At 75.7% G+C, this 23,128-nt stretch carries 25 protein-coding genes; 14 read left to right on the forward strand and 11 right to left on the reverse strand.

The annotated features are described in order from the left end of the window. The first annotated feature begins 67 nt into the window (after positions 1 to 67). The 3 genes from ACIPYS_RS07475 (at position 68) to ACIPYS_RS07485 (ending at position 1,910) form a co-directional block, all read left to right on the forward strand. On the forward strand, positions 68 to 442 hold the full coding sequence (locus ACIPYS_RS07475) for a hypothetical protein (protein ID WP_400744396.1): 375 nt from the start codon (positions 68 to 70) through the stop codon (positions 440 to 442). Positions 443 to 496: 54 nt separating this feature from the next. Further along, positions 497 to 1,117, forward strand: a complete 621-nt coding sequence (locus ACIPYS_RS07480; protein ID WP_400744398.1) for a hypothetical protein — start codon at positions 497 to 499, stop codon at positions 1,115 to 1,117. A gap of 130 nt (positions 1,118 to 1,247) precedes the next feature. Further along, a complete protein-coding gene (locus ACIPYS_RS07485) occupies positions 1,248 to 1,910 on the forward strand; it encodes a class I SAM-dependent methyltransferase (RefSeq protein ID WP_400744401.1) in 663 nt (220 codons plus the stop codon). Here the strand turns inward: ACIPYS_RS07485 and ACIPYS_RS07490 are convergent. The 4 genes from ACIPYS_RS07490 to ACIPYS_RS07505 form a co-directional block, all read right to left on the reverse strand. Further along, positions 1,889 to 2,629 carry a helix-turn-helix domain-containing protein gene (locus ACIPYS_RS07490; RefSeq protein WP_400744404.1) on the reverse strand — a complete coding sequence of 247 codons (741 nt, stop codon included), beginning with the start codon at positions 2,627 to 2,629 and terminating at the stop codon, positions 1,889 to 1,891. The genes ACIPYS_RS07485 and ACIPYS_RS07490 overlap by 22 nt on opposite strands. 85 nt (positions 2,630 to 2,714) lie before the next feature. After that, positions 2,715 to 3,389 (reverse strand): restriction endonuclease, encoded by a 675-nt coding sequence (locus ACIPYS_RS07495; protein ID WP_400744407.1) that lies wholly within the window; start codon positions 3,387 to 3,389, stop codon positions 2,715 to 2,717. 91 nt (positions 3,390 to 3,480) lie between these two features. Then, on the reverse strand, positions 3,481 to 3,681 hold the full coding sequence (locus ACIPYS_RS07500; protein ID WP_093863806.1) for a hypothetical protein: 201 nt from the start codon (positions 3,679 to 3,681) through the stop codon (positions 3,481 to 3,483). Between the two features lie 317 nt (positions 3,682 to 3,998). Next, positions 3,999 to 5,099 carry an EamA family transporter gene (locus tag ACIPYS_RS07505; RefSeq protein ID WP_400744410.1) on the reverse strand — a complete coding sequence of 367 codons (1,101 nt, stop codon included), beginning with the start codon at positions 5,097 to 5,099 and terminating at the stop codon, positions 3,999 to 4,001. A 69-nt stretch (positions 5,100 to 5,168) separates the two neighbouring features. Here ACIPYS_RS07505 and ACIPYS_RS07510 point away from each other — a divergent pair, with 69 nt between their 5' ends. Together ACIPYS_RS07510 and ACIPYS_RS07515 are read left to right on the forward strand one after the other, a co-directional pair. After that, positions 5,169 to 6,029, forward strand: coding sequence for a LysR family transcriptional regulator (locus ACIPYS_RS07510; protein ID WP_093863807.1), 861 nt, complete (start codon positions 5,169 to 5,171; stop codon positions 6,027 to 6,029). Between the two features lie 201 nt (positions 6,030 to 6,230). Then, complete coding sequence (locus ACIPYS_RS07515) at positions 6,231 to 7,961, forward strand: serine hydrolase (RefSeq protein ID WP_400744414.1); 1,731 nt, start codon at positions 6,231 to 6,233, stop codon at positions 7,959 to 7,961. Between the two features lie 254 nt (positions 7,962 to 8,215). On the opposite strand, the gene ACIPYS_RS07520 is transcribed toward ACIPYS_RS07515, so the two are convergent. Then, the gene (locus tag ACIPYS_RS07520; protein WP_400744417.1) at positions 8,216 to 9,340 is read right to left on the reverse strand and encodes a hypothetical protein; all 1,125 of its coding nucleotides are present in this window, start codon (positions 9,338 to 9,340) and stop codon (positions 8,216 to 8,218) included. A gap of 440 nt (positions 9,341 to 9,780) precedes the next feature. Continuing rightward, positions 9,781 to 10,263 (reverse strand): GNAT family N-acetyltransferase, encoded by a 483-nt coding sequence (locus tag ACIPYS_RS07525; protein ID WP_093863810.1) that lies wholly within the window; start codon positions 10,261 to 10,263, stop codon positions 9,781 to 9,783. A 356-nt stretch (positions 10,264 to 10,619) separates the two neighbouring features. Between ACIPYS_RS07525 and ACIPYS_RS07530 the strand changes: the two genes are divergently transcribed. The 3 genes from ACIPYS_RS07530 (at position 10,620) to ACIPYS_RS07540 (ending at position 13,987) form a co-directional block, all read left to right on the forward strand. Beyond that, positions 10,620 to 11,684 (forward strand): polysaccharide deacetylase family protein, encoded by a 1,065-nt coding sequence (locus ACIPYS_RS07530; RefSeq protein WP_400744421.1) that lies wholly within the window; start codon positions 10,620 to 10,622, stop codon positions 11,682 to 11,684. 121 nt (positions 11,685 to 11,805) lie between these two features. Beyond that, positions 11,806 to 12,480: a GPP34 family phosphoprotein gene (locus ACIPYS_RS07535; RefSeq protein ID WP_400744424.1), complete on the forward strand. Its 675-nt coding sequence runs from the start codon at positions 11,806 to 11,808 to the stop codon at positions 12,478 to 12,480. Positions 12,481 to 12,607: 127 nt separating this feature from the next. After that, the gene (locus tag ACIPYS_RS07540) at positions 12,608 to 13,987 is read left to right on the forward strand and encodes a cytochrome P450 (RefSeq protein ID WP_400744427.1); all 1,380 of its coding nucleotides are present in this window, start codon (positions 12,608 to 12,610) and stop codon (positions 13,985 to 13,987) included. Positions 13,988 to 14,039: 52 nt separating this feature from the next. On the opposite strand, the gene ACIPYS_RS07545 is transcribed toward ACIPYS_RS07540, so the two are convergent. Further along, positions 14,040 to 14,480: a hypothetical protein gene (locus ACIPYS_RS07545; RefSeq protein ID WP_400744430.1), complete on the reverse strand. Its 441-nt coding sequence runs from the start codon at positions 14,478 to 14,480 to the stop codon at positions 14,040 to 14,042. 223 nt (positions 14,481 to 14,703) lie between these two features. Here ACIPYS_RS07545 and ACIPYS_RS07550 point away from each other — a divergent pair, with 223 nt between their 5' ends. The 5 genes from ACIPYS_RS07550 to ACIPYS_RS07570 all read left to right on the forward strand — a co-directional run bounded on the left by ACIPYS_RS07550 (position 14,704) and on the right by ACIPYS_RS07570 (position 17,210). Beyond that, positions 14,704 to 14,943, forward strand: coding sequence for a hypothetical protein (locus ACIPYS_RS07550; protein WP_400744433.1), 240 nt, complete (start codon positions 14,704 to 14,706; stop codon positions 14,941 to 14,943). Continuing rightward, positions 14,940 to 15,266 carry a type II toxin-antitoxin system PemK/MazF family toxin gene (locus ACIPYS_RS07555; protein ID WP_400744436.1) on the forward strand — a complete coding sequence of 109 codons (327 nt, stop codon included), beginning with the start codon at positions 14,940 to 14,942 and terminating at the stop codon, positions 15,264 to 15,266. Before ACIPYS_RS07550 ends, ACIPYS_RS07555 begins: the two co-directional genes overlap by 4 nt. A 143-nt stretch (positions 15,267 to 15,409) precedes the next feature. Then, positions 15,410 to 16,228, forward strand: a complete 819-nt coding sequence (locus ACIPYS_RS07560) for a maleylpyruvate isomerase family mycothiol-dependent enzyme (protein WP_400744439.1) — start codon at positions 15,410 to 15,412, stop codon at positions 16,226 to 16,228. A 245-nt stretch (positions 16,229 to 16,473) separates the two neighbouring features. Next, positions 16,474 to 16,803: a hypothetical protein gene (locus ACIPYS_RS07565; RefSeq protein WP_400744442.1), complete on the forward strand. Its 330-nt coding sequence runs from the start codon at positions 16,474 to 16,476 to the stop codon at positions 16,801 to 16,803. Between the two features lie 50 nt (positions 16,804 to 16,853). Then, positions 16,854 to 17,210: a hypothetical protein gene (locus tag ACIPYS_RS07570; RefSeq protein ID WP_400744445.1), complete on the forward strand. Its 357-nt coding sequence runs from the start codon at positions 16,854 to 16,856 to the stop codon at positions 17,208 to 17,210. Positions 17,211 to 17,270: 60 nt separating this feature from the next. Here the strand turns inward: ACIPYS_RS07570 and ACIPYS_RS07575 are convergent, their stop codons facing one another. Further along, on the reverse strand, positions 17,271 to 17,867 hold the full coding sequence (locus tag ACIPYS_RS07575; protein ID WP_400744447.1) for a choice-of-anchor C family protein: 597 nt from the start codon (positions 17,865 to 17,867) through the stop codon (positions 17,271 to 17,273). Between the two features lie 327 nt (positions 17,868 to 18,194). Further along, entirely contained in the window at positions 18,195 to 19,430 is a 1,236-nt protein-coding gene (locus ACIPYS_RS07580; RefSeq protein ID WP_400744450.1) for a benzoate/H(+) symporter BenE family transporter, read from the reverse strand. 191 nt (positions 19,431 to 19,621) lie between these two features. Between ACIPYS_RS07580 and ACIPYS_RS07585 the strand changes: the two genes are divergently transcribed. Further along, positions 19,622 to 20,287, forward strand: coding sequence for a response regulator (locus ACIPYS_RS07585; protein ID WP_400744453.1), 666 nt, complete (start codon positions 19,622 to 19,624; stop codon positions 20,285 to 20,287). A 36-nt stretch (positions 20,288 to 20,323) separates the two neighbouring features. On the opposite strand, the gene ACIPYS_RS07590 is transcribed toward ACIPYS_RS07585, so the two are convergent. Together ACIPYS_RS07590 and ACIPYS_RS07595 are read right to left on the reverse strand one after the other, a co-directional pair. Beyond that, positions 20,324 to 21,745: a sensor histidine kinase gene (locus tag ACIPYS_RS07590; RefSeq protein ID WP_400744456.1), complete on the reverse strand. Its 1,422-nt coding sequence runs from the start codon at positions 21,743 to 21,745 to the stop codon at positions 20,324 to 20,326. Next, positions 21,738 to 23,126, reverse strand: a complete 1,389-nt coding sequence (locus ACIPYS_RS07595; RefSeq protein WP_400744459.1) for an FtsX-like permease family protein — start codon at positions 23,124 to 23,126, stop codon at positions 21,738 to 21,740. The genes ACIPYS_RS07590 and ACIPYS_RS07595 overlap by 8 nt, the downstream gene beginning before the upstream one ends. Between the last annotated feature and the right edge of the window lie 2 nt (positions 23,127 to 23,128).

Here is a 23,128-nt window from a genome sequence, read left to right on the forward strand (position 1 = left end):
CCGGCGTGCGCGGGCCCGCACTCCTTGGTGCGGGCCCGCGCACGTACTGATGTACCGGGTACGCCGCATGCCGGAGTTCGGTGATGCCCCGCCCCGACCAAAGCTGGAGTTCGACCTCGCTCTCGCCGCTCTTGCCGCCGCCCCGCCACCCCATCACCGCGCCGACGGACCGTCCAACGCCGTCGGCTCCACCCGCCCTGCTCGTCCCGGGCCATCGGTACTCGTCGAACGCGACGGCGACTACAACAGCGGGCAGTGGAACCAGCGGGCCACCCCCGCCGGCGGCGGAACCGCCACCGGCCTCACCGCCGGCTTCACCCAGCAGACCCCGGGCCGCCCCACCCCCGTGCGGGTGGGACGGCCCCTGCCGTTGCCGTCCTCCGAGGTCCTCGACGAGGTGCGGCTCGCGGTGGCGGAAGGGTTCGCCCGCGAAAGACGCTAGTGTGTCGGCCGCACCATTCATCTGATCATGTGTTGACACGGGGGTTCCTTCGTCATGCCCTTTTCCAGGAGACTGCTCGCCGCGGCGCTCGTCACGACCGCCGCACTCGGCCTGGCCGCCTGCGGTCCGGACAACTCGCCCGACCAGAGCGCCAAGGGCACCACCGCCCCGGCCGCCGCCACCGCGCCCGGTGGGACCGGCGCGCCCGCCACCAAGGGCGCCGCGCCGACCACTGCGCCGCCGGCGTCCCCGGCGCCCGCTACGCCCGGTGCGTCCGCCTCGGTCGCCTCGCCCGGCTCCGACGAGCCGGAGGGCTTCTGCACCCATGTGCCGCTGCCCGCCGGTCAGAAGTGGATCTACCCGGTGAAGGGGACCACCACCGGCACCCTCACCTACCGGGACACCAAGGACGCCTGCGGTGTCAACGACGTGTCCTTCGAACCGGTCGGCGCCGACCGGACCGCGGCCTTCGCACCCACCGCCAAGGGTCACCTCAGCTCGGTGATGGCGGCCCCGAAGGACGTCGACCTGGCCGGTGTCGTCAAGCACATCAACGAGTGCCTCGCCTCCCCGCACAGCGAGAAGGGTTCCTACCCCTGCTCGGCGGGCGACTACAAGGTGGCCGTCGACGCCTCCGGCAAGGTCACCGAACTCTGGGAACGCGCCCACTCCTGACGGCTGGACCGGTCCGGACCGGTCCGGGTCGGCACGGGTCGGTCCGGACCGGTCCGGGGCGGTACGGGCGCGCCCGCGGCGAGCGATTCGTTCAAGACGCGACCCTGATGTCACGTCAAGACTGCTGTCCATGAGCGAACGCAGTTTCACCCCCGCCGCCGGACGCTTCGCGCCGGTCCGCCTCTACGACCCGGTGGTCGCCCTCACCCGCGAGCGGCTGTGGCGCAGCCTGGTCGCCATGCACGTCGCGCCGCGGCCGCAGGACGTGGTCGTCGACGTCGGCTGCGGCACCGGTTCGCTGGCGGTGCTCCTGAACCGGGTCGAGCCGCGCGCCACCGTGATCGGCGTCGACCCCGACCCGGAGGCCCTGGCCGTGGCCCGGCGCAAGTCCGCCGCCGCCGGCGCGGCGGACAACGCCCCGGAGTGGCGGCTCGGCATGGGTGACGCCGTGGCGGGGCTCGTGGGCGCCGGGACGGCCGACACCGTCGTCTCCAGCCTCGTCCTGCACCAGTGCCCCGTCCCGATGAAGCACGCGGTGCTGGCCGCGATGCACGAGACGCTGCGCCCCGGTGGCAAGTTGGTGATCGCCGACTACGGCAAGCAGCGCACGGCCGCGATGCGGCTGGCGTTCCGGGTCGTGCAACTGGCCGACGGGAAGGCGGACACCCAGCCCAACGCCGACGGCGTCCTGCCCCGGCTGATCGCGGAGGCGGGCTTCCAGGACGTGCGGGAGAGCGAGACCGTCGCGACGCTCACCGGCTCCCTCTCGCTCTACGTGGCGCGCCGGCCCTGACCGTTCGCGGGTTCCCGGCCGTCCGCAGGGCGCAGGGCCGGGAGCACCGCGGCGGGCGTCAGCCCCGTCATCTCCCGCATCCGGCGGCCGAAGTGCGCCTGGTCCGCGAAGCCGCCGAGGAGCGCGGCCTCGGCCGGGGTGCTGCCCGCGCGCAGCGCGTCGGCCGCGCGGGCCAGCCGTCGCCAGATCCGCCAGCGCGCCAGCGGCAGGCCCAACTGCTCCTGCGCGAGGGCCCGCAGGCGCTGCGGGGAGAGCCCGACCCGTGCGGCCAGACCGGCCAGTGGGACGTCGTCGTCGCCGGCGGCCTCCATCGCCGCGCGCAGCCGGGGGTCGACCCGGGCCGAGGGCAGCGCCCCGCCGGGGCGGACCTGCTCCTCCCGCAGGCCGCGCCACTGCGGCGCGACCGTGATGCCCCGGCCGCCGGGGGACCGCAGCCGGTCCGCGAACGCGCAGTGCGGGTCGATGAAGTAGGTCACCAACTGCCTTACCGGGTGCATTCGGTGGCGGACCATCGGTGCCACCACGAGTGCGGCGCCGCAGTGCCGCACGCCGTCCGCGTCGGTGGCCGTCACCGTGGGCACGGGGTCGGCCGCCCCGAGCGCGAAGGCGACCTGGAAGGCCGCGTGCCGGTGGGTGTGGCTGTCCGCGAGCGGTCCCCGGTACAGCGCGTACCCCGCCCCGACGACCAGCCGGGGCCCCGTCCCCTCGCCGTTCTCCATTGGGCCGATCCTGCCAGAGCCCGCCCGGCGGTGGCACCGCCCGGTAGCCGCACGGGTGGGTGGTCGGTGGTCGGCGGTCGGCCCGTCACCGGGGGCGGCCCCGGCGGGGCGCCGGTACGCGGGGCCCGGGGACGCGGAGCCCCGGGATACGGGCCTGCGGAACACGGGGCTCCGGAACGCGGGACAGGACCTCCCGGAGCGGGTCGCCGCCCCCGGCCCAGCGAGCCAGCGAGGGTCGGTCGACGAGCAGGATGCCCTGCTCCGCCCCCCACTTGAGCGCCTCGCGGGAAAAACGGCCGTTGGTGACGACGACGGCGACATGGGCACCGTGGCTGCGCCGGTAGGTGCCGGCGAGCGCGTACAGGACGCCGACGCCCACCGGTCTGCCGCCGACGGGGTCCCGCTTGTGCTTGCACTGCACCGCCCAGCGGCGGCCCGTCGGGTCCTCTGCGAGGACGTCCACGCCCCGGTCGTTCGTCCCGCCGACCTTGCGCGCGCGGCAGCCGTCCCGCTCCAGGAGGTCCCGCACCGCGTACTCGAAGGCGTCCGGGGTCAGCCGGTCGAGGCCGCCAGGGCCGGTCAGCGCCAGCCGCAACCGCGCGGTGCGCGAGCGCTGTTCGCGCGCCGCGCGGAGCCGCCGGTGCGTCGCGGCCGCCACCGCGACGGCGGTCGCGACGGCTGCGAGGACGGGCAGCCACCAGTGCGCCGCCAGCCAGCGCAGCACCGGGACGGCCGCGCCGACCGCGACCGCCGTGCCCACCAGCCAGGTTGTCGCATCGCCCGGTGGGCGGCGGCCACGCCCGCGACGCCGTACGGGAGCTCGGCGACCGGTCAACCGCCTGCCGCCCCGGTCACTGGGTGGCCCGGGCGGCCACGCCGACGAGTTGGAGGATCGCGTGCCCCCAGGCCGTGCCGGCGATCAGGACGCCGAGCACGATGCTGCTGAACACGGTGAACGCCTCGTCGCCCCGGCTGCGGGCCTCGGTCCGGCGCCGGAGCCGGATCAGGATGATGATCGCGACGAACGCCGCCGCGCTGATCGAGTACTGCACGTGCCCACCCGGACCCTCGTCAACGGTGTGTGACGCTCCGACTACTCGGAGCGCTTTGCCGCTGGTGAGCATGGCGGGCGCCGGGGGCTCTCGGGGGGTGGTGCGGGGAATTCGGCCGGATCCGAACTGTCGGACTGGCGCATTCGTGACGTCCGGGGGCTGCCGGGGCATTCGTCCTTCGATCCCGCGTTCGGCGGGCGAAGGGCCGATCGTGGTGAGGGGGGCCGCGCCCGGTCCGTCGTCCGCACCGGGCCGAGCCCCGTCGGTAACCCGCGCCGGGCCCCGTCGGTAACCCGTGCCGGACCGCTCTCCGTCGGTCACCCGCGCCGGACCGAACCGGGGTCGCACGGGCGGGCGCGCCGTCCGCCCGGTGACCTCGGGGTGCCCGCCCGGACCGCGCCCGCGCCGGCCGCCACCACCAGGACCACCGCCAGGCACTGGGCCGCCGACAGCTCCTGCCCCAGCACCAGGAATCCGGCCAGTGCCCCGACCGCCGGGGCCAGCCCGGTCAGAACGGCGAAGACCGGCGCCGACAGCCGTCGCAGCGCCAGCAGCTCCAGCGTGTACGGCAGCCCGGAGGACAGCAGCGCCACCACCAGTCCGAGGCCCAGCACCCCGGGTTCCAGCAGGGTGGCGCCGGCCGAACCGACCCCCAGCGGCAGGCTCATCAGCGCGGCCACGGTCATCGCCACCGCGAGCCCGTCCAGCCCGGGGAAGCGCCGCCCCGCCCGGGAGCCGAGCAGAATGTAGGCCGCGCACATCGCGCCCGCGCCGAGTGCGAAGCCGGCACCCGCCGGGTCGAGCCGGTCGAAGCCGTCCCGCCCGAGCAGCAGGACGCCCGTGAACGCCAGCCCGGCCCACAGCACGCCGGCCGCCCGCCGGGTGGCGACGACCGACATCAGCAGCGGTCCGAGGACCTCCAGGGTCACCGCCGGGCCGAGCGGGATCCGGTCGATCGCCTGGTAGAAGAGGATGTTCATCCCGCCGAGCGCGACGCCGTAGGCGCCCGCGACGGACCAGTCCGCCCGGCCGTACCCGCGCAGCCGGGGCCGGCAGACGGCGAGCAGCAGCACGGCCGTGATCGTCACCCGCAGCGCCACGGTGCCCAGGGCGCCGGCCCGGGGGAACAGCAGGGCGGCGACGGCGGACCCGAACTGCACGGAGAGGGTGCCGGCCAGCACCATGCCGACACCGGTGGCACGGCCCACCCGGGCGGGCACGCTCACCGTCCGGAGTCCGCCGCCTGTCAGCGGTCCGCCCCCGGCCGGTAACCCGCCCCCGGCCCGTGGCCCGCCCCCGCCCCGTAGCCCGCCCCCTGCCCGCCGTGCGCCGCCGCTCCGGAGGCGGCCGCCCGCCGAGAATCCCGCCGGCGCACCCGTGGCCGTGCTCCCTGAACCCGTGTCCGTCAAGCTCGTCATGCCCTCCACGCTAGGAATCCGCCCCCGGCGCGTGAAATGCCGGTCCGACGGCGGTTATGCTCCCCGGGCATGACCATCGAGCTGCGCCACCTGCGAGCGTTCCTCGCCATCGCCGAGGAAGGCACGATCACCCGCGCCGCGGTCCGTCTGCACACCGGCCAGCCGGCCCTGTCCCGCACCCTGCGCCAGCTGGAGCAGCACCTGGGCACCCGGCTGATCGACCGCTCCACCCACCACCTCGAGCTGACCGTCGCCGGCCGGGCCTTCCGCGACCGGGCCGCGGCCGCCCTCGCCGCCGTCGACCTCGCCCTCGACCCCCGCGCTCTCACCGTCCTCCCGCTGCGCCTCGGCCACCCCTGGCCCGCGCTCGGCGAGTACACCGTGCCCCTGCTGCGCCGCTGGGACCGCGAGCACCCGGACCAGCCGCTCGAACTGCGCCGGATCGACGACCGCACCGCCGGTCTCGCCCGGGGCCGGGCGGACGTCGCCCTGCTGCGGGGCGAGGTCACCGCACCCGGGCTGGTCACCGAACTGCTGCTGGAGGAGGAGCGGGTGGCGGCCGTTCCCGCGGACAGCGAGCTCGCCGGGCGGGCCACCCTCACGCTCGCGGACCTCGCCGCCCGGCCGGTCGCGCTGAACACGGTCGCCGGCACCACCACCCTCGACCTCTGGCCGCCCGGGGCCCGGCCCCCGGCGACGATCGAGGTCGACAACACCGACGAGTGGCTCACCGCGATCGCCGGTGGCCGCGCCGTGGGTGTCTCGACGTCGGCGACCCCCCGGTTGCACAGCCACCCGATGATCGCCTACCGGCCGCTCGCCGACGCCCCGCCGGTACCGCTGTTCCTCGCCCGGCGCGCCGACACCCCGCCGCACCCGGCCGTCCCGGCGCTGGTCCGCCTGATCCGCGAGCTGCTGTCCGGGACCTGACCGGGGTCGTGGCAGGAGGCAGGACCCGCGCCGCGCCGCGCCGCGCCCCGTCGGCCCGGCGCCGCCGGACGGGTGGATTGCGGCAGGCCCGGGCGCGCGGCGGGAGCGGGCACCGCACGGGGCGTCGAATACTCGCGCCGTGAGGCGGACGACGGCGCCGCCGAATGCGGGCCGCGCCGCCCCGGACGAGGGAGGATCCCGATGCATCGTCACGGCGCACCCCGGCGGGCCGCCGCCGGGCCCGGCCGGACCACGCCCCTGCTGGTGGCCGGTCTGCTGCTGGGCGTTCCGCTGCTCGGCGGGTGCACCGCGGGCTCCTCCGGCGGCGACCCCGAAGCCGCGCCCACGAGCCCCGCCTCCCCGTCCTCGGCCGCCTCCTTCTCCTCGGCCTCCTCGACCTCCTCGGTCTCCGCCCCGTCCTCGGCGTCCGCCCCGGCCACCGCTCCGCCGCGGCAGCCCCCGGCCGAGCTGACCGAGGACCAGGTGGACGCCGCCGTGGCCCGGATCGACGGCTACGCGCAGAACGCCCTGGCGAAGACCGGCGTGCCGGGGCTGGCCCTCGCCGTCGTGTACAAGGACAAGGTGATCCACGCCAAGGGCCTGGGCGTCCGTCAGCTCGGCAAGCCGGAGGCGGTGGACCCGGACACGGTGTTCCAGCTCGCCTCGCTCTCCAAGCCGATCGCCTCGACGGTGGTCGCCGGGGTGGTCGGCCAGAAGGCGGTGAAGTGGGACGACCCGGTCACCGCGCACGACCCCGGCTTCGCCCTGGCCGACCCCTGGGTGAGCAGCCACGTGACGATCGCCGATCTGTTCGCCCACCGCAGCGGTCTGCCGGACCACGCCGGCGACCTGCTGGAGGACCTCGGCTACCAGCGCGACTACATCCTGCAGCACCTCCGGGACCACGGGCTGGCGCCGTTCCGGGCGAGCTACGCCTACACCAACTACGGCCTGACCGAAGCCGCCGTGGCCGTCGCCAAGGCCAAGGGCGTGGCCTGGGAGGACCTCGCGGCGGACGTGCTCTACAAGCCGGTCGGGATGAACTCCACCAGCTCCCTGCGCTCCGCCTACGACAGCGCGGCGAACAAGGCGACGCCGCACGTGCGTGACGCCGCCGGCTGGCGGGTCAGTGCCACCGAGAACCCCGACCCGCAGGCCCCGGCGGGCGGGGTGAGCTCCACCGTCCAGGACCTCGGCCGGTGGATGCGGCTGCAGCTCGCCGACGGCACCTTCGAGGGCAGGCAGATCGTCGACCCGGCGGGTCTGAACGAGACCCGGCTGCCGCAGATCGTCTCCAACCCGACCACCGCGCCCGCCGGCCGGAGCGGCTTCTACGGCCTGGGCTGGAACGTCAGCTACGACGCCGAGGGCCGGCTGCGGCTGAACCACTCCGGCGCCTTCTCGCTCGGTGCGGCGACCGTGGTGACCCTGCTGCCGTCGGAGCAGCTGGGGATCGTGGTCCTGACCAACGGCCAGCCCTCCGGCGTGCCCGAGGCGGTGGCCGAGGAGTTCTTCGACCTCGCCCAGTACGGTCACGAGACGGTCGACTGGCTGGGCTTCATGGGCAAGGTGGTGCCCGCCGCCGCCCAGAGCCCGGCCTCGCCCACCGACTACGCCTCCCCGCCGGCCGGAGCGGCCCCGGCGAAGCCGGACAGCGCCTACCTCGGCACGTACGGCAACGACTACTTCGGTCCGATGACGGTGGGTCCCGGGGACGGCGGCGGGCTGGTGATGAGCCTGGGGCCGGACAGTCTGCGCTTCCCGCTCCAGCACTACGACGGCGACGTGTTCAGCTTCCGGACCCGGGGCGAGAACGCCGCGGGCCTGTCCGGGGTGACGTTCGCCGTGGGGGCGGACGGGCGGGCCGCCACCGTGGTCGTCGAGCAGTTCGACCACGACGGGCTCGGCACCTTCACCCGGAACGGCCAGTAGCCGGACGCGGGCCGACCGGTCCACGGCGCGGGGGAGTCGTGGACCGGTGGGGCCGTTCCCGGCCGGTGTCCGGGGCGGTAGCCTGGCCGCCGCCGCGGCCACCGGTACCGGGGCGTCAGGAGGCTCCGTCACGTCCGGTCGGACGGGCGGCGACCGATCCGGGCGCCCGGGCACCGGCTGTTCCGAACTGTCCGACGAACGGGTGCGTGACGGCCGGGGAGGCGGGAACACCCGCTCCCCGGCCGTCGGCGCGGTCAGAACGCCGAGGTGTAGGCGGTGAAGAAGCGGGACGCGATCGGCGAGCCCGAGCCGTTGAAGCACAGCGGGAACAGGTTCACGGTGCCGGTGCTGCGGTTCCAGGGCGTGGCCAGTCCGCAGTAGTCCGTGCCGGGGCCGAAGGCCGTGACCTGGGCGGTGTCCGAGGGCACCGCGACGTTCGGCAGGTTGACGGTGTAGGGCACCGAACCGGTGAGGGTGTTGACGGCCCCGGAGGAGTTGTAGTTGGTGCCCGGGGGGACGGCGCCGTTGTACCAGAGGTAGCCGAAGGAGTTGGGCGGGAAGGCCGGGCCGTGCACGGCCCGCTTCTCCGAGTAGCTCAGCGTCCAGCGGGTGTTGTACGGCGCGTTGGCCGCGTTGAAGCAGGCGACCACGACGGTCTGGCCGGTGCTCGACGGGGACCAGTCGGCGACCTTGCAGCGGGCGCCGGCGGACGCGTCCACGGCGGTGACCTCGAGGTTGCCGACCGGGGCGGACTGGCCCAGGCCGGGCAGCCAGACCTTCCAGATGCCGGTGCCGCCGGGGCCCACCGTGTTGGTGCCGCCGGCCGAGTTGTACTGGGTGACCACCGAGCCGGTGGGGTTGGCGAACACGTAGCCGTAGCTGCCGGCGGGCGGGGACGGTACGCCGCTGCTGGTGGTGTAGAGCACGGTGAACTGGTTGTTCACGGGCGCGCCGCCCGGACGGTAGCAGCCCACCGCGACGTCCTGGCCGGTGCCGGCCGTGCCCCAGCCCCGGACCTGGCACCAGCTGCCGGTGCGGCCGACGGCCGTCACGTGCGCGATGCCGCCGGGCCCGGCGATCAGCGGGAAGTGCACCACGTAGGAGCCGGTGCCGACCTGGTCCACCTTCACCGGGTTGGTGGCCGGGGTGGGCCAACTGCCCCACTGGCGGCTGGTGTCGGGGACGTAGCCGAGCGGCGGGGTCGGGTTGTCGAGGTAGGCGAAGCCCCAGCGGTCGGGCACCGCGGCGTGGGCCGGTCCGGCCGCCGGCAGGCTGACGCCCACCAGGGCCGCCAGCACGGCGAGGACGAGGAGCAGGGCGCGGACGGCGCGGGCGCCGCCGACGGGTCTGACCGGTGGTGCGAAGGTACCGGCGTGCATGGGCATACCCCTTGGACGGTGAGGAATCACGGGTGGCCTGCGCGGTGCTGCCCGCACCGCTGCTCCGCCCGGGGCCCCTGCCGGGGCCGGTGAGCGGCGGCCGACGGGACGACGGTCCCTCAGGGAGGACCGGTGCGGCCCGGCGTCGGCCGGCGGTGACGGGGTCGGGGGTCAGGCCCGACGGCGCTCACATCGTAGGGGCGCGCCGGGCGGTGGCACAGGCCTCCGGCACGGGCCGCCCGGTCCGCCGTCGGCCGTTCGCGCGGCGGCCGTCCGTCGCCCCACCCGCCCCCGGCGGCCCGCCCGCCCCGTCCGTTCCCGCACCGGAACCAGCCGCCCCACCGCGCCCGCGCCGCCCCGCCCCCGGCCTGGCCGGAACCGGCCGCTCCGCTGCCGCTCTCCCGCCGGGTCGGTGCGCCCGCGCGCACGGAACACCCGCCTCAGAGGGCCAGCTTGAACCCGTCGTGGCTGCGGGTGAAGCCCAGCCCGGCGTAGAAGCGGTGCGCGGCCTCGCGCTGCTTGTTGCTGGTCAGCTGGACCAGCTCGCAGCCGCGCGAACGGGCCCTGGCGATCGCGAGCGTCATCAGGACGCGGCCGAGGCCGCCCCCGCGCCGGTCCGCGCGGATCCGCACCGCTTCGAGCAGGGCGCGCTCGGCGCCGCCCTTGCCGAGGCCGGGGATGTAGGTGGCCTGGAGGCAGCCGATCACGGCGCCGTCCGTGTCCGCGAGGACGAGCAGCTCGTTGCGCGGGTCGGTGTCGATCGCGTGGAAGGCGCGCTCGTACGGCTCGGTCACCACGACGGTCGCCGGGTCCACCACCCGGTCCTCGTCCGCCAGCAGGGCCAGGAGCGTGGGCAGGTCCTCGCGGGTGGCGGGGCGCAGGGTGTGGGTGGTGGGGCGCAGGGGGCGGGTGGCGGCAGACATGGGCCCGACCCTAACCGGTGCACGGGGTTCCGGTCCCGCCCCTGTCCCTTCCCGGTCCCTTCCCGTCCTGCCCCGTTGCGGCCCTTCCCGCCGCCCTTGCCCCGGCCCCCGGGGTCGGCTCTCCGACCCCGGCCCCGCCGGTCGGCCGGAAGCTGCCTTCCGTACCTGTCGTCCCGGAGGCCGCGCGTCCGTATGATCTGGGCAGCCCGCCGATCGGGGTGCGCGCCGGGCGGACGTCGAGGGTGCCCGAAGTGGTCCGTTGCGGCCCGCCGTCGGCGGCCGCCGGCCGCCGCCCGTTGCCGTCCCGCCGGCCTCGAACGGTCCAAGGGAGGCGCAGCGCAGTGCGGTTCGCAGGTGTGGGTCTGACGCGTGAGGGTTACCGGATCGTCGTGGCGGGCGCCGAGGGCGGGCCGTCCGGCGTGGACGGCGTAGGCGGCGGGGCCGGCGCGGACGTGGTCGACGAGGTGTACGAACACTGCTCCCTGGAACGGCCGTTGGCGCGCCTGGCCGAGCTGGCGGGGCAGTCGCCGGACGGCCTCGCGGTGGTCCTCGACAGCGCCAACGGCATCATGGACGCCCCGCTCGCCGCCCTCGGCATACCCGTACTCCGCGCCGACCCGCCACTGCTGACCGACGGTCGGACCACCGCGAGCTCCCTCGCCGCGCTCGGCCGCTCCCGTCGCGGGGCGCTGACGGCACTGCCCCCGGACGGCTGGACCATGGCCGGCCGCGAGGACGGGATCGCCGCCGCGGAGGCGGCCTGCGCCCCGGTCGAGCGCGAACTCGCCGAGCAGGGAATGCTGTTGGCGGGCGGCGGAGGAGTCGCCCCGCTGGTGGCGCTGACCTTCGACGACGGCCCGCACCCGGAGTACACCCCGCAGGTGCTGGACGTGCTCGCCCGGTACGACGCGCCCGCCGCGTTCTTCTGCATCGGCCTGCACGCCCTGGCCCACCCCGGGGTCGTCCGCCGGATCGCCGCCGAGGGCCACCTCCTGGGCAACCACAGCTGGTCCCACGCCTATCTGCCGGACCTCGGCCCGATCGGGCTCCGCGAGCAGCTCGGCTTCACCGCCGACACCCTGGCCCGCGCCGTCGGGACCACCCGCGCGTCGAGCTGGCTGCGCCCCCCGTACGGCGGCCGAAGCCCCGAACTGCTCCGGGCGGTCGCCGGGATGGGCCTCACCACGGTGCTCTGGGACGTCGACGCCAAGGACTGGTCCAGGCCCGGCCCCGGGATCGTCGCGGACCGGGTGCTGCGCGCCGTCGGTCCGGGCTCGGTGGTGCTGATGCACGACGGCGGCGGCGACCGTTCGCAGACCGTCGCCGCCCTGCCCGGCGTGATCACCGGCCTGCGCCGGCGCGGCTACCGGATCGTCGGCCTCGACGAGCTGCTCGCCGCCCGCCCGGCCCGTACCTTCTGAGTCCCTCCCGGGGGAAATGATCTATCATCGGCTGATCGTTCGAAGTCGTCCGATCGGCCCGACGGAGCGCTCGACGCCCCCGGACCGGGGACGTTCGTACCTCGACCACGGGGGTGGACCCATGCGCGTCACGCTGGCCGAAGAGATCATGCTGCTGTCCCTGGACGACGAGAGCGGCCAGGCCAAGGACCGCTGGACGGTCGGCTGGATCGTCGCCGGCGGCCTGCTGCTGGAGCTGGCGCTCGCCGAGCGCGTCCGGGTGGACGACAACCGGGTGGAGGTGGTCGACACCTCCTCGACCGGCGACGCGCTGCTCGACGACCGGCTGGAGGCGATCGCGGCCTGGGCCGGGAGCGCCAGGGCCGCGACGGTGGCCGCCTGGCTGAGGAAGGACCAGCTGAAGAGCATCGAGGCCACCCTGGCCGGTCTGTGCGCACGCGGCATCGTCACCGAGGAGCGGCACCGGGCGCTCGGGCTCTTCCCGGTCCGCCGCTTCCCCGAGGCGGACGGCACGGTGGAGCGCGAGCTGCGCGAGCGGCTGAACCGGGTCGTGCTGGAGGACGCCGAGCCGGACCTGCGGACCGCCGGGCTGATCGGCCTGCTCCACGGCGCGCGGCTGCACCGGCTGGCCTTCCCCGGTGAGCCGCGCAAGCGGGTGGAACCGAGGATGGCCGCCGTCGCCGAGGGTCAGTGGGCGGCCGAGGCCGTGCAGGACACGATCCGCGCCACCCAGGTCGCGATCATGGCCGCCACCGCGGCGGCGAGCGCCGCTGCCGCTGCCGCGGCGGTCTCCTGACCGACTGTCCGCGACCCGCCCCGGGTGCCCGGCGCCCGGCGCCCGGCGCCCGGGGTCCCGCGAGACCCGGGCGCGGCGCCCGCGCGGGTACTGTCGCCCGCCCCCGCCCGTGTCTACGCTGCTGCACGTGTCCTCGTCCGCGCGGGATGCCGCGCCCCCCGCCTACGTCCACGCGAGCCTGCCCGGGGCGGTGCCGCTGCTCGGGCACCTGCCCGCGCTGGTGCGCGACCCGGCCGCGCTGCTGGCCGGGCTGCACCGGCACGGCGACCTGGTGGACCTCCGCCTGGGACCGAACCGGCTGGTGGTGCCCTGCCATCCGGAGCTGCTGCGGCAGGTCTACGCCGACGACCGCACCTTCGACAAGGGCGGCCCGATCTACGGGCGCTTCCGGGAGATCCTCGGCAACGGGGTGGCGACCTGCGCCCACGCCGACCACCGCCGCCAACGCCGGATGCTGCAACCGGAGTTCCGGCCCGACCGGATCGCCGCGTACGCGGAGGTGATGACCCGGGAGGCGGCGCTGCTCGCCGACTCCTGGCGGCCCGGCGAGGTGGTGGACGTCTTCCCGTCCTGCTACCGCTTCACCCTGCGGGTGGTGACGCGCACCCTGCTCGGCACCGAGGTGCCGGACGTCCTGGCCGGCCGGCTCCAGCGGGCCTTCGAGACCGCGTTCGCCGGAGCCCTGCGACGGGTGGTCCGGCTGCCCGCCGGCCCCGGCTACCGGGCGGCCGTGCGCACCCTGCGGAGCGCCGTCAACGAGCTGGTGCGCGACCACCGGGCGCACGGCACCGACCGCACCGGCCTGCTCGCGGGCCTGGTCGCCGCCCGCGACGAGGACGGCACGGCCCTGTCCGACGCCGAACTGCACGACCAGGTCGTCGCCATGCTGCTCGCCGGCACCGAGACCACCGCCTCCCAGCTCTCCTGGACCCTGCGCCTGCTGACCGCCCGTCCCGACGTCCTCGCCGCCCTGCACCGCGAGCTCGACGAGGTGCTGCCGGACGGCCGGGCCGCCCGGTTCGCCGACCTGCACCGGCTGCCGTACACCGGGCGGGTGCTGACCGAGGCCCTGCGGCTGTACCCGCCGGGCTGGGTCCTGCTGCGCACCTGTACCCGGACCGTCGAACTCGGCGGCCGCACCCTGCCGCGCGGCACCCAGGTGGTGCTCAGCCCCTATGTCGCCCACCACCACTCCGGGATCTTCGCCGACCCGGCCCGCTTCGACCCGGACCGCTGGCTGCCCGAGCGGGCCGCCGCGCTCCCGCGCTGGGCCTTCGCCGGCTTCGCCAACGGCCCCCGCCAGTGCCTGGGCGCGGACTTCGCCCGCACCGAGGCCGCCATCGCGCTGGCCACCCTGCTGGCACGCCGACGCCCCGTCGCGCTGTCCGGCCGTCGACGCTCCGACGACCGCCCGGTGCGCCTGACCACCGTCCTGCGGCCGCACCGGCTGCGCCTGCGGGTGCTCGACCGCCGCCCGACCGGCACGCCCGCCCGGCCGGGGGCCTGACGCGGTGGAGCCCCCGCCCCGGCGGGTGCGGGGGCTCCGGGAGCCGCTGCCGTCAGTGCGAGTTGGTGTACGCGTAGCCGCCGCTGCTCCAGTTGTAGACGGCGAGCTTGATCGTCTTGCCGGCGTCGGAGCGTCCGAGGTCGAGGGCGCCCCACTGCCCGTTGTGCTCGTCGATGGTGGCGGGGACACCGGCCCAGTCCCAGCCGCTGCCGTTCCAGGTCAGGATCCACAGGTTCTGGCCCTGGTGGAAGGTGTTGAGGAACGCGTCGATGTACTCGTGGCCGTCGCTGCCCCAGTAGACGTTCATCTGCGCGTACGCCTCGCTGGTGCTCACCGCGTCGCACCAGTGGTACTTGCTGCTCGCACAGGCGACCTGGTAGTCGGCCTGCCCGGTGGCGGCGGAGGCCGGTCCGGCGGCGGTGAGGGTGGTGCCGACGAGGGCCGCCCCGGCCGCGAGAGCGGTCAGGGCCTTGCGGGCGTAGGGGATGGGCATGGCTGTTCTCCTGTCGGATGTGAGGAACGCGCCTGGCCGTGGTGCCGCCGACCAGGAGAGCAGGCGCCGGCCGCTGTCGGGGCTGTCAAGGGGGCCCGTGCGGCGGGTATGTCCGGCGCGGGCGGGGTCGGGGGCCGGGCGCCGCGTCTTGACACCCGGAAGCCCCGGCGCGGGTCCCGTCGGTACCTGGCCTCCGGTACCGGATGCCGGTACCTTCATGGTCATGCCAGCCTTGAACGTCTCCTTCACGGAGGCCGAGCTGACCCGGATCCGTCGGGCCGCGGCGGCCGCCGGACTCCCGGTCAAGCGATTCGTCCACACCGCCGCCCTCGACCGGGCGCTGGCCGTCAGCCTGGAGGCGGGCTACCGGGACATGAGCCGCAGGCTCGGGCGTTCCGAGGAGACGGCGCTCGCCGACCGGGCCACCTACTTCGCCGTCAGCGCCATGGAGGGGGACCTGTGACCTCCCTGCGACGCGGGGACGTGATCGTCGTCGGGCGCGACGGCATGGGCGGGATGTGGGTGGTGATCTCCAACGACACCCGCAACGCCGTCCTGGACACCGTCGTCGTCGCGCAGATCGGCACCGGCTCCGACGAGTGGCCCACCGCCGTGTCCATCGGTGAGCACCAGGGGTGCGCGGTGGACGGCGTCGCCGGGCACGTGCTGGCCGACTTCGTGACCACGATCCGCCCCGGCCTCTACGACGTCGAGGTGCAGGAGAAGCGGCTCGACGAGCGGACGATGCACGCCGTCAGTGAGCGGCTGCGCCTCGCCCTGCCCTGAGCCGGGCCGGGCAGCGCGCCCTGCGGCGCGGGTCCGGACACGGGGAGTGGAGTGCCGTGCGGCGCGGGTCCGGACACGGGCAGGGAGCCGCCCTGCGGCGCGGGTCTGGACACGGGCAGGGGAGTGCGCCAGTGTTCTCCCCCATGACTTCTCAGCTCCCCGCGCAGGGGCCCGGCGCCGAGCGCGGCGCGCTTTTCGACGCGGTCACCGAGGTCGGTGACGCGGCCGTCGCCCTGCTCGCCGACTGCCGCGGCGCCACCCCGGTCCCCGGTGCGCGGTGGACGGTCGCCGAGGCGGCCGCGCACCTGGCGATGGCCAACGAGCTGATGGCGGAACTCGCGGCCGGCGCGGACCGGCCCTACGGGGACGGCACCCCCGGCTCGCTGGCGGCGGCCAACGAGGCCTCGCTGGCCGCACGTCCGGAGCGGGACCCGACCGTGCTCGGCGCGGAGATCGCCCGGCAGGCCCGGCGGTTCACCGCGGCGGCCGGCCACCGCGACGGCGGGGAGGCGGTCCTGACACCGCTGGGCCGCATGGACCTGGACACCCTCGGTGCCTACCTGCTGACCCACATGCTGGGCCACCTCTACGACATCGCCGTCGCGCTCGGGCGGCCGCACCCGATCGACCGGCGGCGGGTCGGGCTGACGATGCCCTTCCTGCGGACGGCCATGCCGCTGGTGGTGGACGCCCGCGCGGCGGCCGGCCACAGCGCCTGCTACCGCCTGCGGGTGCGGGGTCTGGACGGCTTCGCGGTGACCTTCACGGACGGTGCGGCCGTGGTGAGCCAGGAGCCGCCGCGCCGTCCGGACTGCACCGTCCTCACCGAACCGGTCGCGTTCCTCCTGATCGCGCTGGGCCGTTTCACCGCCACCGACGCGCTCCGCCGGGGCAAGGTGCTGGCCTGGGGCCGTCGGCCGTGGCTGGCCTCCTCCTTCCCGGGGCTGTTCGCGGCTCCCTGAGCGGCCGCCTGAGTGGCCGCCTGAGTGGCCCCCGGAGCTGCTCCCGGAGCTGCTCCCGAGCGGGTCGTCCGACAGTCCTCCGAGGGGCGTCGGCCGGGCGTCCCGAGTCCGGATTCGACGGTGCTCGAAGGGCTTTGTCCGGCCGAACTCCGTACACGGAGACTGGTTCCGCCGACCCCGCCCCGGCGTTCGTCCGGGGCCCGGGCCGTCGTCGTGACCATCGGATCCGTTCTGGAGGAGTTCCCATGAGCCGTTCTTCCTCGCTCCGTCTGCGCGCCACCGTCGTCGCGGTCGCCGCCTCCGCCTGTCTGCTCGGCGGCGCCGCCACCGCCGGGGCCGCCCCGGCGTCCCCCGCCGGGACGGCCACGATCGCCGCGACCGAGATGGCGACGTTCACCGGCAGCGGGACCGGAGGCACGCAGTCCTCGGCGATCACCAGCGCGGCCAACGTGGCCTTCGCGAACGCCCAGCGGGCCGGCTGGCAGCGGAGCCAGTGCTACCTGCGTGCCTCCGACGTCCGGGCGACCGGCAGCGGCTGGTTCAGCGCCGTGGCCGAGGTGTTCTGCCAGCGCTGACGCGTCCGACCCGTCCCGATGTCCACCGCGAAGAAAGAGGAACCACCGAAATGAAGCCGATGTTCGTCCGGGGCGGCGCGGCCCTCGCCCTTGCTGCTCTGGCGGCGCTCGTGCCGACCGCCGCCCACGCCACCTCCGGCGCCGGCACTGCCGCCCACGCCACCTCCGGCGCCGCCGTCCGCACCGGCGCAGCCACGGCAGCCGTCGCGCAGGAGACGCAGCGGTTCACGGGCTCCGCCTACGAGAACAGCCCCAAGAAGGCGAAGCGCGAGGCCGAGACGCAGGCCCGCCACGGTGCGCTGCTCAGCGGCTTCCTCAACGAGCAGTGCGTGCTGCTGTTCGCCGAGTCCTACCGGCTCGCCCCCGGCTACTACGGGGCGAATGCCGCGATCAGCTGTACCCGCTGATGCGCGGGGGCCCGGCGGTGCGGCCGCACCGCCGGGCCCCCTGTTCGCGAGGCGGCCCGGTCAGCCGCAACAGGGCTTGCACTCCTTCACCTGCACGTCGTCGACGACCGGCCCGTACGACCCGCCGACGGTGCTGGTGAAGCCCAGGGTGGTCGACGCGCCCTGGGCGACGAAGGTGAACTGGCGGCCGACGTAGCCCATGGCGGTGAACGTCTTGCCGGTGACGTCGAAGGAGAAGTCCTGGAAGTTCTGGCCGTCGATCAGCGCCCGGCCGGTCTTCAGGGCCGGTGCGCCCGCCGGGTTGCCGGCCAGCGAGTAGGTGACCGAGTAGGTGGCGCCCGGCACGGTGGTGAAGCTCTGGGTGACGGTGCCGGCGCTGTTTCCGTTGAGGTCCACCGACTGGTCGCCCTCGGCGGCCTGCCAGAAGCCCGCGCCGATCAGGTCGACGCTCCCGCTCGCGACGCGCCACGGGCCGATGGTCTGACCGGCGGTCAGCGGGGTGAAGGAGTTGGCGGGGGCCTTGGGCGTCTCGAAGCTGCCGTCGTCGAACCGGCTGAGCGCCCGGTTGCCGCCGGCGGCCTGGGCCGGGACGGCCAGCGCGGTGGCGCCGGCGACGAGCAGGGCGACGGCGGTGATGCGGGTGCGCGAGAACGACATGGGTGCCCTCCCGGGGCTGGTGAGTGGGATCAGCCGATGATCGGCTGTGCACAGAGCGTCCGCCGTCGCGGTGATCCCTGCCAAGGCCGGAAGGGTGGCGCCCGGTGTCGCGCCCGGCCGGTTCCCGTGCTCTCGCGCGCCGGTTTCGATCGGTCCGGCCCGGTCGTAGCGGGCCGGGCGGGACCTTCGCGGACGGCTGCGGCCTCGCGATCGGGCCGCGCCCGGGTCGCGGCCCGGGCGTCTTCCGGGGAGCGGGACGATTCGTGCACGCCCCTCCCGCGTCGCGCGCTCCGGCCCGCGTCGTGCACTCCGTTCCTTCTGCTGCCCCTACGGCTGCCCGCCGCCCCGCCGCGCGTCCAGGACCAGATGGGTCCCGAGCCCGAACAACAGCCCCCAGAACGCCGAGCCGATGCCGAACAGGCTCATCCCCGAGGCACTCGCCAGGAAGGTCACCATCGCCGCGTCCCGCCCGCGCTCCTCCGCCACCGCCGCCGCCAGACTGCCCTGGAGCGAGGCCAGCAGCGCGACCCCGGCGATCACCGCGATCAGTTCCTTCGGCAGCCCGGTGAACAGGCTCACCAGCACCCCGCCGAAAGTGCCCACGAGCACGTACAGCGCGCCCGACGACATCCCCGCCACATAGCGGCGACGCGGATCCGGGTGCGCCTCCGGACCCGAGCAGATCGCCGCCGTGATCGCGGCCAGATTGACCCCCGGCGAGCCGAACGGTGCCATCAGCACCGATATCGCGCCGGTCGAACCGATCAGCAGCCGGTCGTCCGCCCGGTAGCCGAAGGCCCGCATCACCCCGAGGCCCGGCGCGTTCTGCGAGGCCAGGGCCACGATCGTCAGCGGCAGCGCCAGACCCACCACGGCCGACCAGGAGAACGCCGGCGCCGTCAGCACCGGCACCGTCGGCCCGCCCGAGCCCGGGCGCAGCGGCAGCCCGACCGTCAGCGCCGCCAGCACCCCGCCGGCCAGCAGTGCCACCGGCACCGCGTACCGGGGCGCGAACCGCTTGGCCACCAGGAACGCCGCGAAGGCGCCGACCACCAGCGTCGGCGCGCTGTGCACGGCACCGAAGATCCCGGCGCCGAAGGAGAACAGGATGCCCGCCAGCATGGCGTTCACGATCCCCACCGGCACGGCGGCGATCAGCCGCCCGAACCACCCGGTCACCCCGAACAGCGTCACCGTCACCGCGCTCACCAGGAACGCCCCGATCGCCTCCCGGTAGGGGTAGTCGCCCAGGCTGGTCACCAGCAGCGCGGCCCCGGGTGTCGACCAGGCGGTGACCACCGGCGTCCGCGTCCACCAGCTCAGCGCGAAGCCGCTCACCCCGCTGCCGATCGCCACCGCCCAGATCCAGGAGGCCGTCTGCGCCGTGTCCAGCCGCCCGGCGGCTGCCGCCGCGAGCACCACCACCAGGGGACCGGAGAACGACACCGCGACGCACACCAGGCCCGCCAGCAGCGCCGGCCCCGACACATCACGCCGCAGCGTCCGACGCTCCCCGTCCCCGGTCGGCGCCGTCTCCGGCCGGGCCGTCAGTTCGTTTGTCATCCCGGCAGTATCCCGAACCCCACCGGACGCGGACCGGCCCGTCCACCGGGACGCCGGCGTCCGCCCAGCTGCGGACTTCCGCACCCGCGCACCTCGTACTCCCGTGCCCGTTTCGTCGAGGACGCCCGTGCGCGTCCGTCGGGGTCTCCCGTGCCCGTCCGCCGGGTCTCCGCGGACGCGATAATGGCGTCATGATCGACAAGCGGTTGCGCGTGGTACTGGCCGAGGACTCCGTCATCCTCCGGGAGGGCATGGTCGAGCTGCTCGGCGCGCGGGGGTGCGAGGTGGTGGCCACCGCCGGGACGGCGCCCGAACTGCTCGCCGCGGTGGCCGAGCACCGGCCGGACGTCGCCGTGGTGGACATCCGGATGCCCCCCACCCACACCGACGAGGGGATCCGGGCCGCCGTCGAGATCCGGGCGAGCCACCCGGGGACGGGCATCCTGGTGTTCTCGCAGCACATCGAGACGGCCTGGGCGGCCCGGCTGCTGGCCGGCGGCGCCGCGGGAACGGGCTACCTGCTGAAGGAACGCGTCGCCCGGACCTCGGAGTTCATGGACGCGCTGCACCGGGTCGCCGACGGCGGCACGGCGCTCGACCCGGAGGTGGTCACCGGGCTGATGCGCGGCACCCGGCGGCGCCTGGTGGACACCCTCACACCGCGCGAGCGCGAGGTGCTGGAGCTGATGGCGCAGGGCCACTCCAACCGCTCGATCGCCACGCTGCTGGTGGTGTCGGACCGGGCGGTGGAGAAGCACGTGGCCGCCGTCTTCACCAAGTTCGACCTGCCCGCCACGGACGTCGACAACCGGCGGGTGAAGGCCGTCCTCGCGTACCTGGCCGACCAGGAGCGGTGACGACGGCTCACCGCCGCCGGGAGAGGTGACGGCGGCTCACAGGGCCGCCGGGAGGTCGGCCGTGACCGTGGTGGGTCCGCCGGGCGGGCTGTCCACCCGCAGCACCCCGTCCACCGCCGCCAGCCGCTCGGCCAGACCGGCCAGGCCGCTCCCGCCGCCGTTGCCGTTCCTGCTCCCGTCCCCGCCGCCGGGTGCGGCCCCGCCCCGGCCGTCGTCGCGCACCAGCAGCCGGACCCGGCCCTCGGCCGCGCGCACCGCGAGTTCGGCCGAGCGGGCCCCGCTGTGCTTGGCGATGTTGGTGAGCAGTTCGGCGGCACAGTAGTAGACCGCCTGCTCGATGGCCGGCTCCGGCCGCTGACGCAGGTCCAGGCGGATGTCGACCGGTACCGGGCAGGTCGCGGTGAGGCCGGGCAGGGCCTCGCCGAGGCCGCCCTCCGGCGTCACCGGGTGGATGCCCCGGGTGAGCAGCCGGAGTTCGGCGATGGTGTCGTCCGTCTGCGTACGGGCCCGGGTGACGAGGGCGCGCAGCCGGGCGGTGTCCGCGGCCGCGCCGGCGCCGGGGGCAGGGTCGGGGCCTGGCCCGGGGGCCCGGTCCGGTGTGGGCGGTCCGACCGGGCCGAGCGCGTCCTCGGCGAGTGCGAGCGTGATCGCCAGCGCGACCAGTCGCGCCTGCGTGCCGTCGTGCAGGTCGCGCTCCAGCCCGCGGAGCCGGTCGGTGTTGGCCGCGATCAGCCCGGTGCGGGCGTTCTCCAACTGCCGTACGCGCTGCTGCTCCCGGACCGGGCCGAGCAGGACCCGGGCCAGCCGCCGGTTCACCCCGCTCAGCGCCCGGACCGCGCCCGGCGCCGAGGCCAGCAGCACCAGACCCAGGGGCACGGCGACGAACTCCGGCCAGCCGGCCGCCCGGGGCCCGGGTTCCAGCAGCCGGGCCCAGAGCGGGAAGCCGAGGAGCCATCCGCTGCCGAGCGGGAGCAGCACGGCGGCCGCGAATCCCAGCACACCCAGCGGCAGGCGCAGCACGAGGTGGAGCAGCACCCGCCAGGCGACCGGATCGGTGAGCACCACCCGGCCCCGGGCCAGTGCCCCCGCCGGGCGGGGGAGCGGGGCCGGCGGCTCGATCCGTTCGCCGAGCAGCCGGTCCACCAGCCACCGCTGGGGTGCGCCGAGCCGGCGTACCCCGAGCAGCGCGAGGACGACGAACGGCAGGCCGACCACCGTCAGCGAGAGCAGGACCCCCGCGTACAGGAGCGCGATCGCGCAGAGCCCGCCGAGCAGCGCGACCGGCAGCCCGAGGACCGCGAAGGCCCAGTCCCCGCCCCGGACGGCGAGGTGGCGCCGCCACCCGGGTGCGACCGTCCGGCCGGCGCCCCGGCCCGCGCCCCCGGCAGGTCGGTCGGTCGTGCGGTCGACGCGGCGGTCGGTCGTGCGGTCCGTCCTGCGGTCGGCGGGTTCAGTCACGGCCGCCGCCCACCAGCTCCGCCGCCGGTCCGCCGACCGCCCAGCGGCCGGTGACCAGGATGCCCGGCAGGACCAGTGCCGCCGCGCCCGCCACGATCCACCCGCAGGTCGCCACGGGAACCGGCGGCACCGCCGAACCCGTCACCGCGGCGCTGAACGCCGAGGCCGCGGCGCCCGCGACCGCCGCGCCGAGCAGGACGCCGACCGCGGTGGTCAGCACCGCCTCCGCCGAGAGCATCCGCAGCAGCTGCGGCCGGGTGGCGCCGACCAGCCGCAGCAGGGCGAACTCCCGGCGCCGGTCGGCCGTCACGGCGACCAGGGTGTTGACGACGGAGACCGTGGCGAAGCAGATCAGCATCCCCAGCTCGGCCTGCCGCAGCCAGATGTCGGTGGCGGAGGTCACGGAACCGGCGGAGGAGGCGGTGCCCCCTGCCGCCGCCGCGGCGCGCCCGGCGGTGAATGTCATGATCGACATGGTGCCCGACAGTCCCACCAGCAGGGCCACCGGCACCACCGCGGACGACAGTCGCCGGGCGTAGCCGCGCAGGTTGGCGTCGGCCAGCCAGCCCGTTCCGGGCGCCAGCAGCCGCAGCGGCCCGCCCAGGACGGCCGCGAGGAGCCGCGCCGCGAACGGCCCCGCCAGGGCGACCGCGACCAGCAGCACCAGCGAGGCGAGCAGCGCGGCCTGCCCCGCCTTGTCCACCTGGTCGGCGGGCCGGGACGCCGACAGCCGCAGCAGCAGGACACCGCCCACCAGCACGCCGGCCCCGGCGAGCAGCCGCAGCGCACCGGTCCGGGCGTGCTCGGTCGAGCTCGCGGTCAGTGCCGCCGCGGGTGCGATGCGGGAGATCCGCCGGGCCGCGACCGCGGCGGCCGCCAGCCCGACGAGCAGCACCACGCCGAGGGCGACCAGCATCGGCACCGGCGTGCCCGGCACCCGGACGGCCGGCGCCGCCATTCCGCGGCGCTGGAGCGCCGCGAGGAACCATCGGGCCGCCAGGGCGCCGAGCGCCCAGCCCGGCACGGTCATCAGCAGGGTGGTGACGAGGACCTGGCCGCGCACCAGCCGCCGGGTCTGCCGGGGCGTCGCCGCGACGGTGCGCAGCAGGGCCAGTTCCCGGTGCTGCTGCCGGAGCGCGAAGCCCAGCGCGTTGACCACGACGAAGAACGCGACCAGGACGGCGATCTCGCCGAACGCGCCGGCGATCATCATCGGACCGGGTCCGGCGACCGCTTTCCGGGCGGCCGCGGGGGTGGCGAGTTCGGCGGCGGCCAGGGAGCCGAACAGGGTGATCGCGGCGACGGCGAGCAGCAGGGCGGCGGCCGTTCCGGCGAAAGCGGCCGGACGCGCGCGCAGCTGTCCGAGAACGAGGGAGAACATCG

The sequence above is a fragment of the Kitasatospora sp. NPDC089913 genome (genome assembly GCF_044748625.1).
Classification (GTDB): Bacteria; Actinomycetota; Actinomycetes; order Streptomycetales; family Streptomycetaceae; genus Kitasatospora.

What these genes read in the sequence shown, in the direction of transcription:
- ACIPYS_RS07505 (WP_400744410.1), bottom strand. Translation starts at nt 5,099, where the DNA reads ATGACGAGCTTGACGGACACGGGTTCAGGGAGCACGGCCACGGGTGCG.
- ACIPYS_RS07545 (WP_400744430.1), bottom strand. Translation starts at nt 14,480, where the DNA reads ATGCCCATCCCCTACGCCCGCAAGGCCCTGACCGCTCTCGCGGCCGGG.
- ACIPYS_RS07535 (WP_400744424.1), top strand. Translation starts at nt 11,806, where the DNA reads ATGCGCGTCACGCTGGCCGAAGAGATCATGCTGCTGTCCCTGGACGAC.
- ACIPYS_RS07485 (WP_400744401.1), top strand. Translation starts at nt 1,248, where the DNA reads ATGAGCGAACGCAGTTTCACCCCCGCCGCCGGACGCTTCGCGCCGGTC.
- ACIPYS_RS07570 (WP_400744445.1), top strand. Translation starts at nt 16,854, where the DNA reads ATGAAGCCGATGTTCGTCCGGGGCGGCGCGGCCCTCGCCCTTGCTGCT.
- ACIPYS_RS07575 (WP_400744447.1), bottom strand. Translation starts at nt 17,867, where the DNA reads ATGTCGTTCTCGCGCACCCGCATCACCGCCGTCGCCCTGCTCGTCGCC.
- ACIPYS_RS07475 (WP_400744396.1), top strand. Translation starts at nt 68, where the DNA reads ATGCCGGAGTTCGGTGATGCCCCGCCCCGACCAAAGCTGGAGTTCGAC.
- ACIPYS_RS07525 (WP_093863810.1), bottom strand. Translation starts at nt 10,263, where the DNA reads ATGTCTGCCGCCACCCGCCCCCTGCGCCCCACCACCCACACCCTGCGC.
- ACIPYS_RS07480 (WP_400744398.1), top strand. Translation starts at nt 497, where the DNA reads ATGCCCTTTTCCAGGAGACTGCTCGCCGCGGCGCTCGTCACGACCGCC.
- ACIPYS_RS07510 (WP_093863807.1), top strand. Translation starts at nt 5,169, where the DNA reads ATGACCATCGAGCTGCGCCACCTGCGAGCGTTCCTCGCCATCGCCGAG.
- ACIPYS_RS07585 (WP_400744453.1), top strand. Translation starts at nt 19,622, where the DNA reads ATGATCGACAAGCGGTTGCGCGTGGTACTGGCCGAGGACTCCGTCATC.
- ACIPYS_RS07595 (WP_400744459.1), bottom strand. Translation starts at nt 23,126, where the DNA reads ATGTTCTCCCTCGTTCTCGGACAGCTGCGCGCGCGTCCGGCCGCTTTC.
- ACIPYS_RS07550 (WP_400744433.1), top strand. Translation starts at nt 14,704, where the DNA reads ATGCCAGCCTTGAACGTCTCCTTCACGGAGGCCGAGCTGACCCGGATC.
- ACIPYS_RS07580 (WP_400744450.1), bottom strand. Translation starts at nt 19,430, where the DNA reads ATGACAAACGAACTGACGGCCCGGCCGGAGACGGCGCCGACCGGGGAC.
- ACIPYS_RS07560 (WP_400744439.1), top strand. Translation starts at nt 15,410, where the DNA reads ATGACTTCTCAGCTCCCCGCGCAGGGGCCCGGCGCCGAGCGCGGCGCG.
- ACIPYS_RS07515 (WP_400744414.1), top strand. Translation starts at nt 6,231, where the DNA reads ATGCATCGTCACGGCGCACCCCGGCGGGCCGCCGCCGGGCCCGGCCGG.
- ACIPYS_RS07490 (WP_400744404.1), bottom strand. Translation starts at nt 2,629, where the DNA reads ATGGAGAACGGCGAGGGGACGGGGCCCCGGCTGGTCGTCGGGGCGGGG.
- ACIPYS_RS07565 (WP_400744442.1), top strand. Translation starts at nt 16,474, where the DNA reads ATGAGCCGTTCTTCCTCGCTCCGTCTGCGCGCCACCGTCGTCGCGGTC.
- ACIPYS_RS07520 (WP_400744417.1), bottom strand. Translation starts at nt 9,340, where the DNA reads ATGCACGCCGGTACCTTCGCACCACCGGTCAGACCCGTCGGCGGCGCC.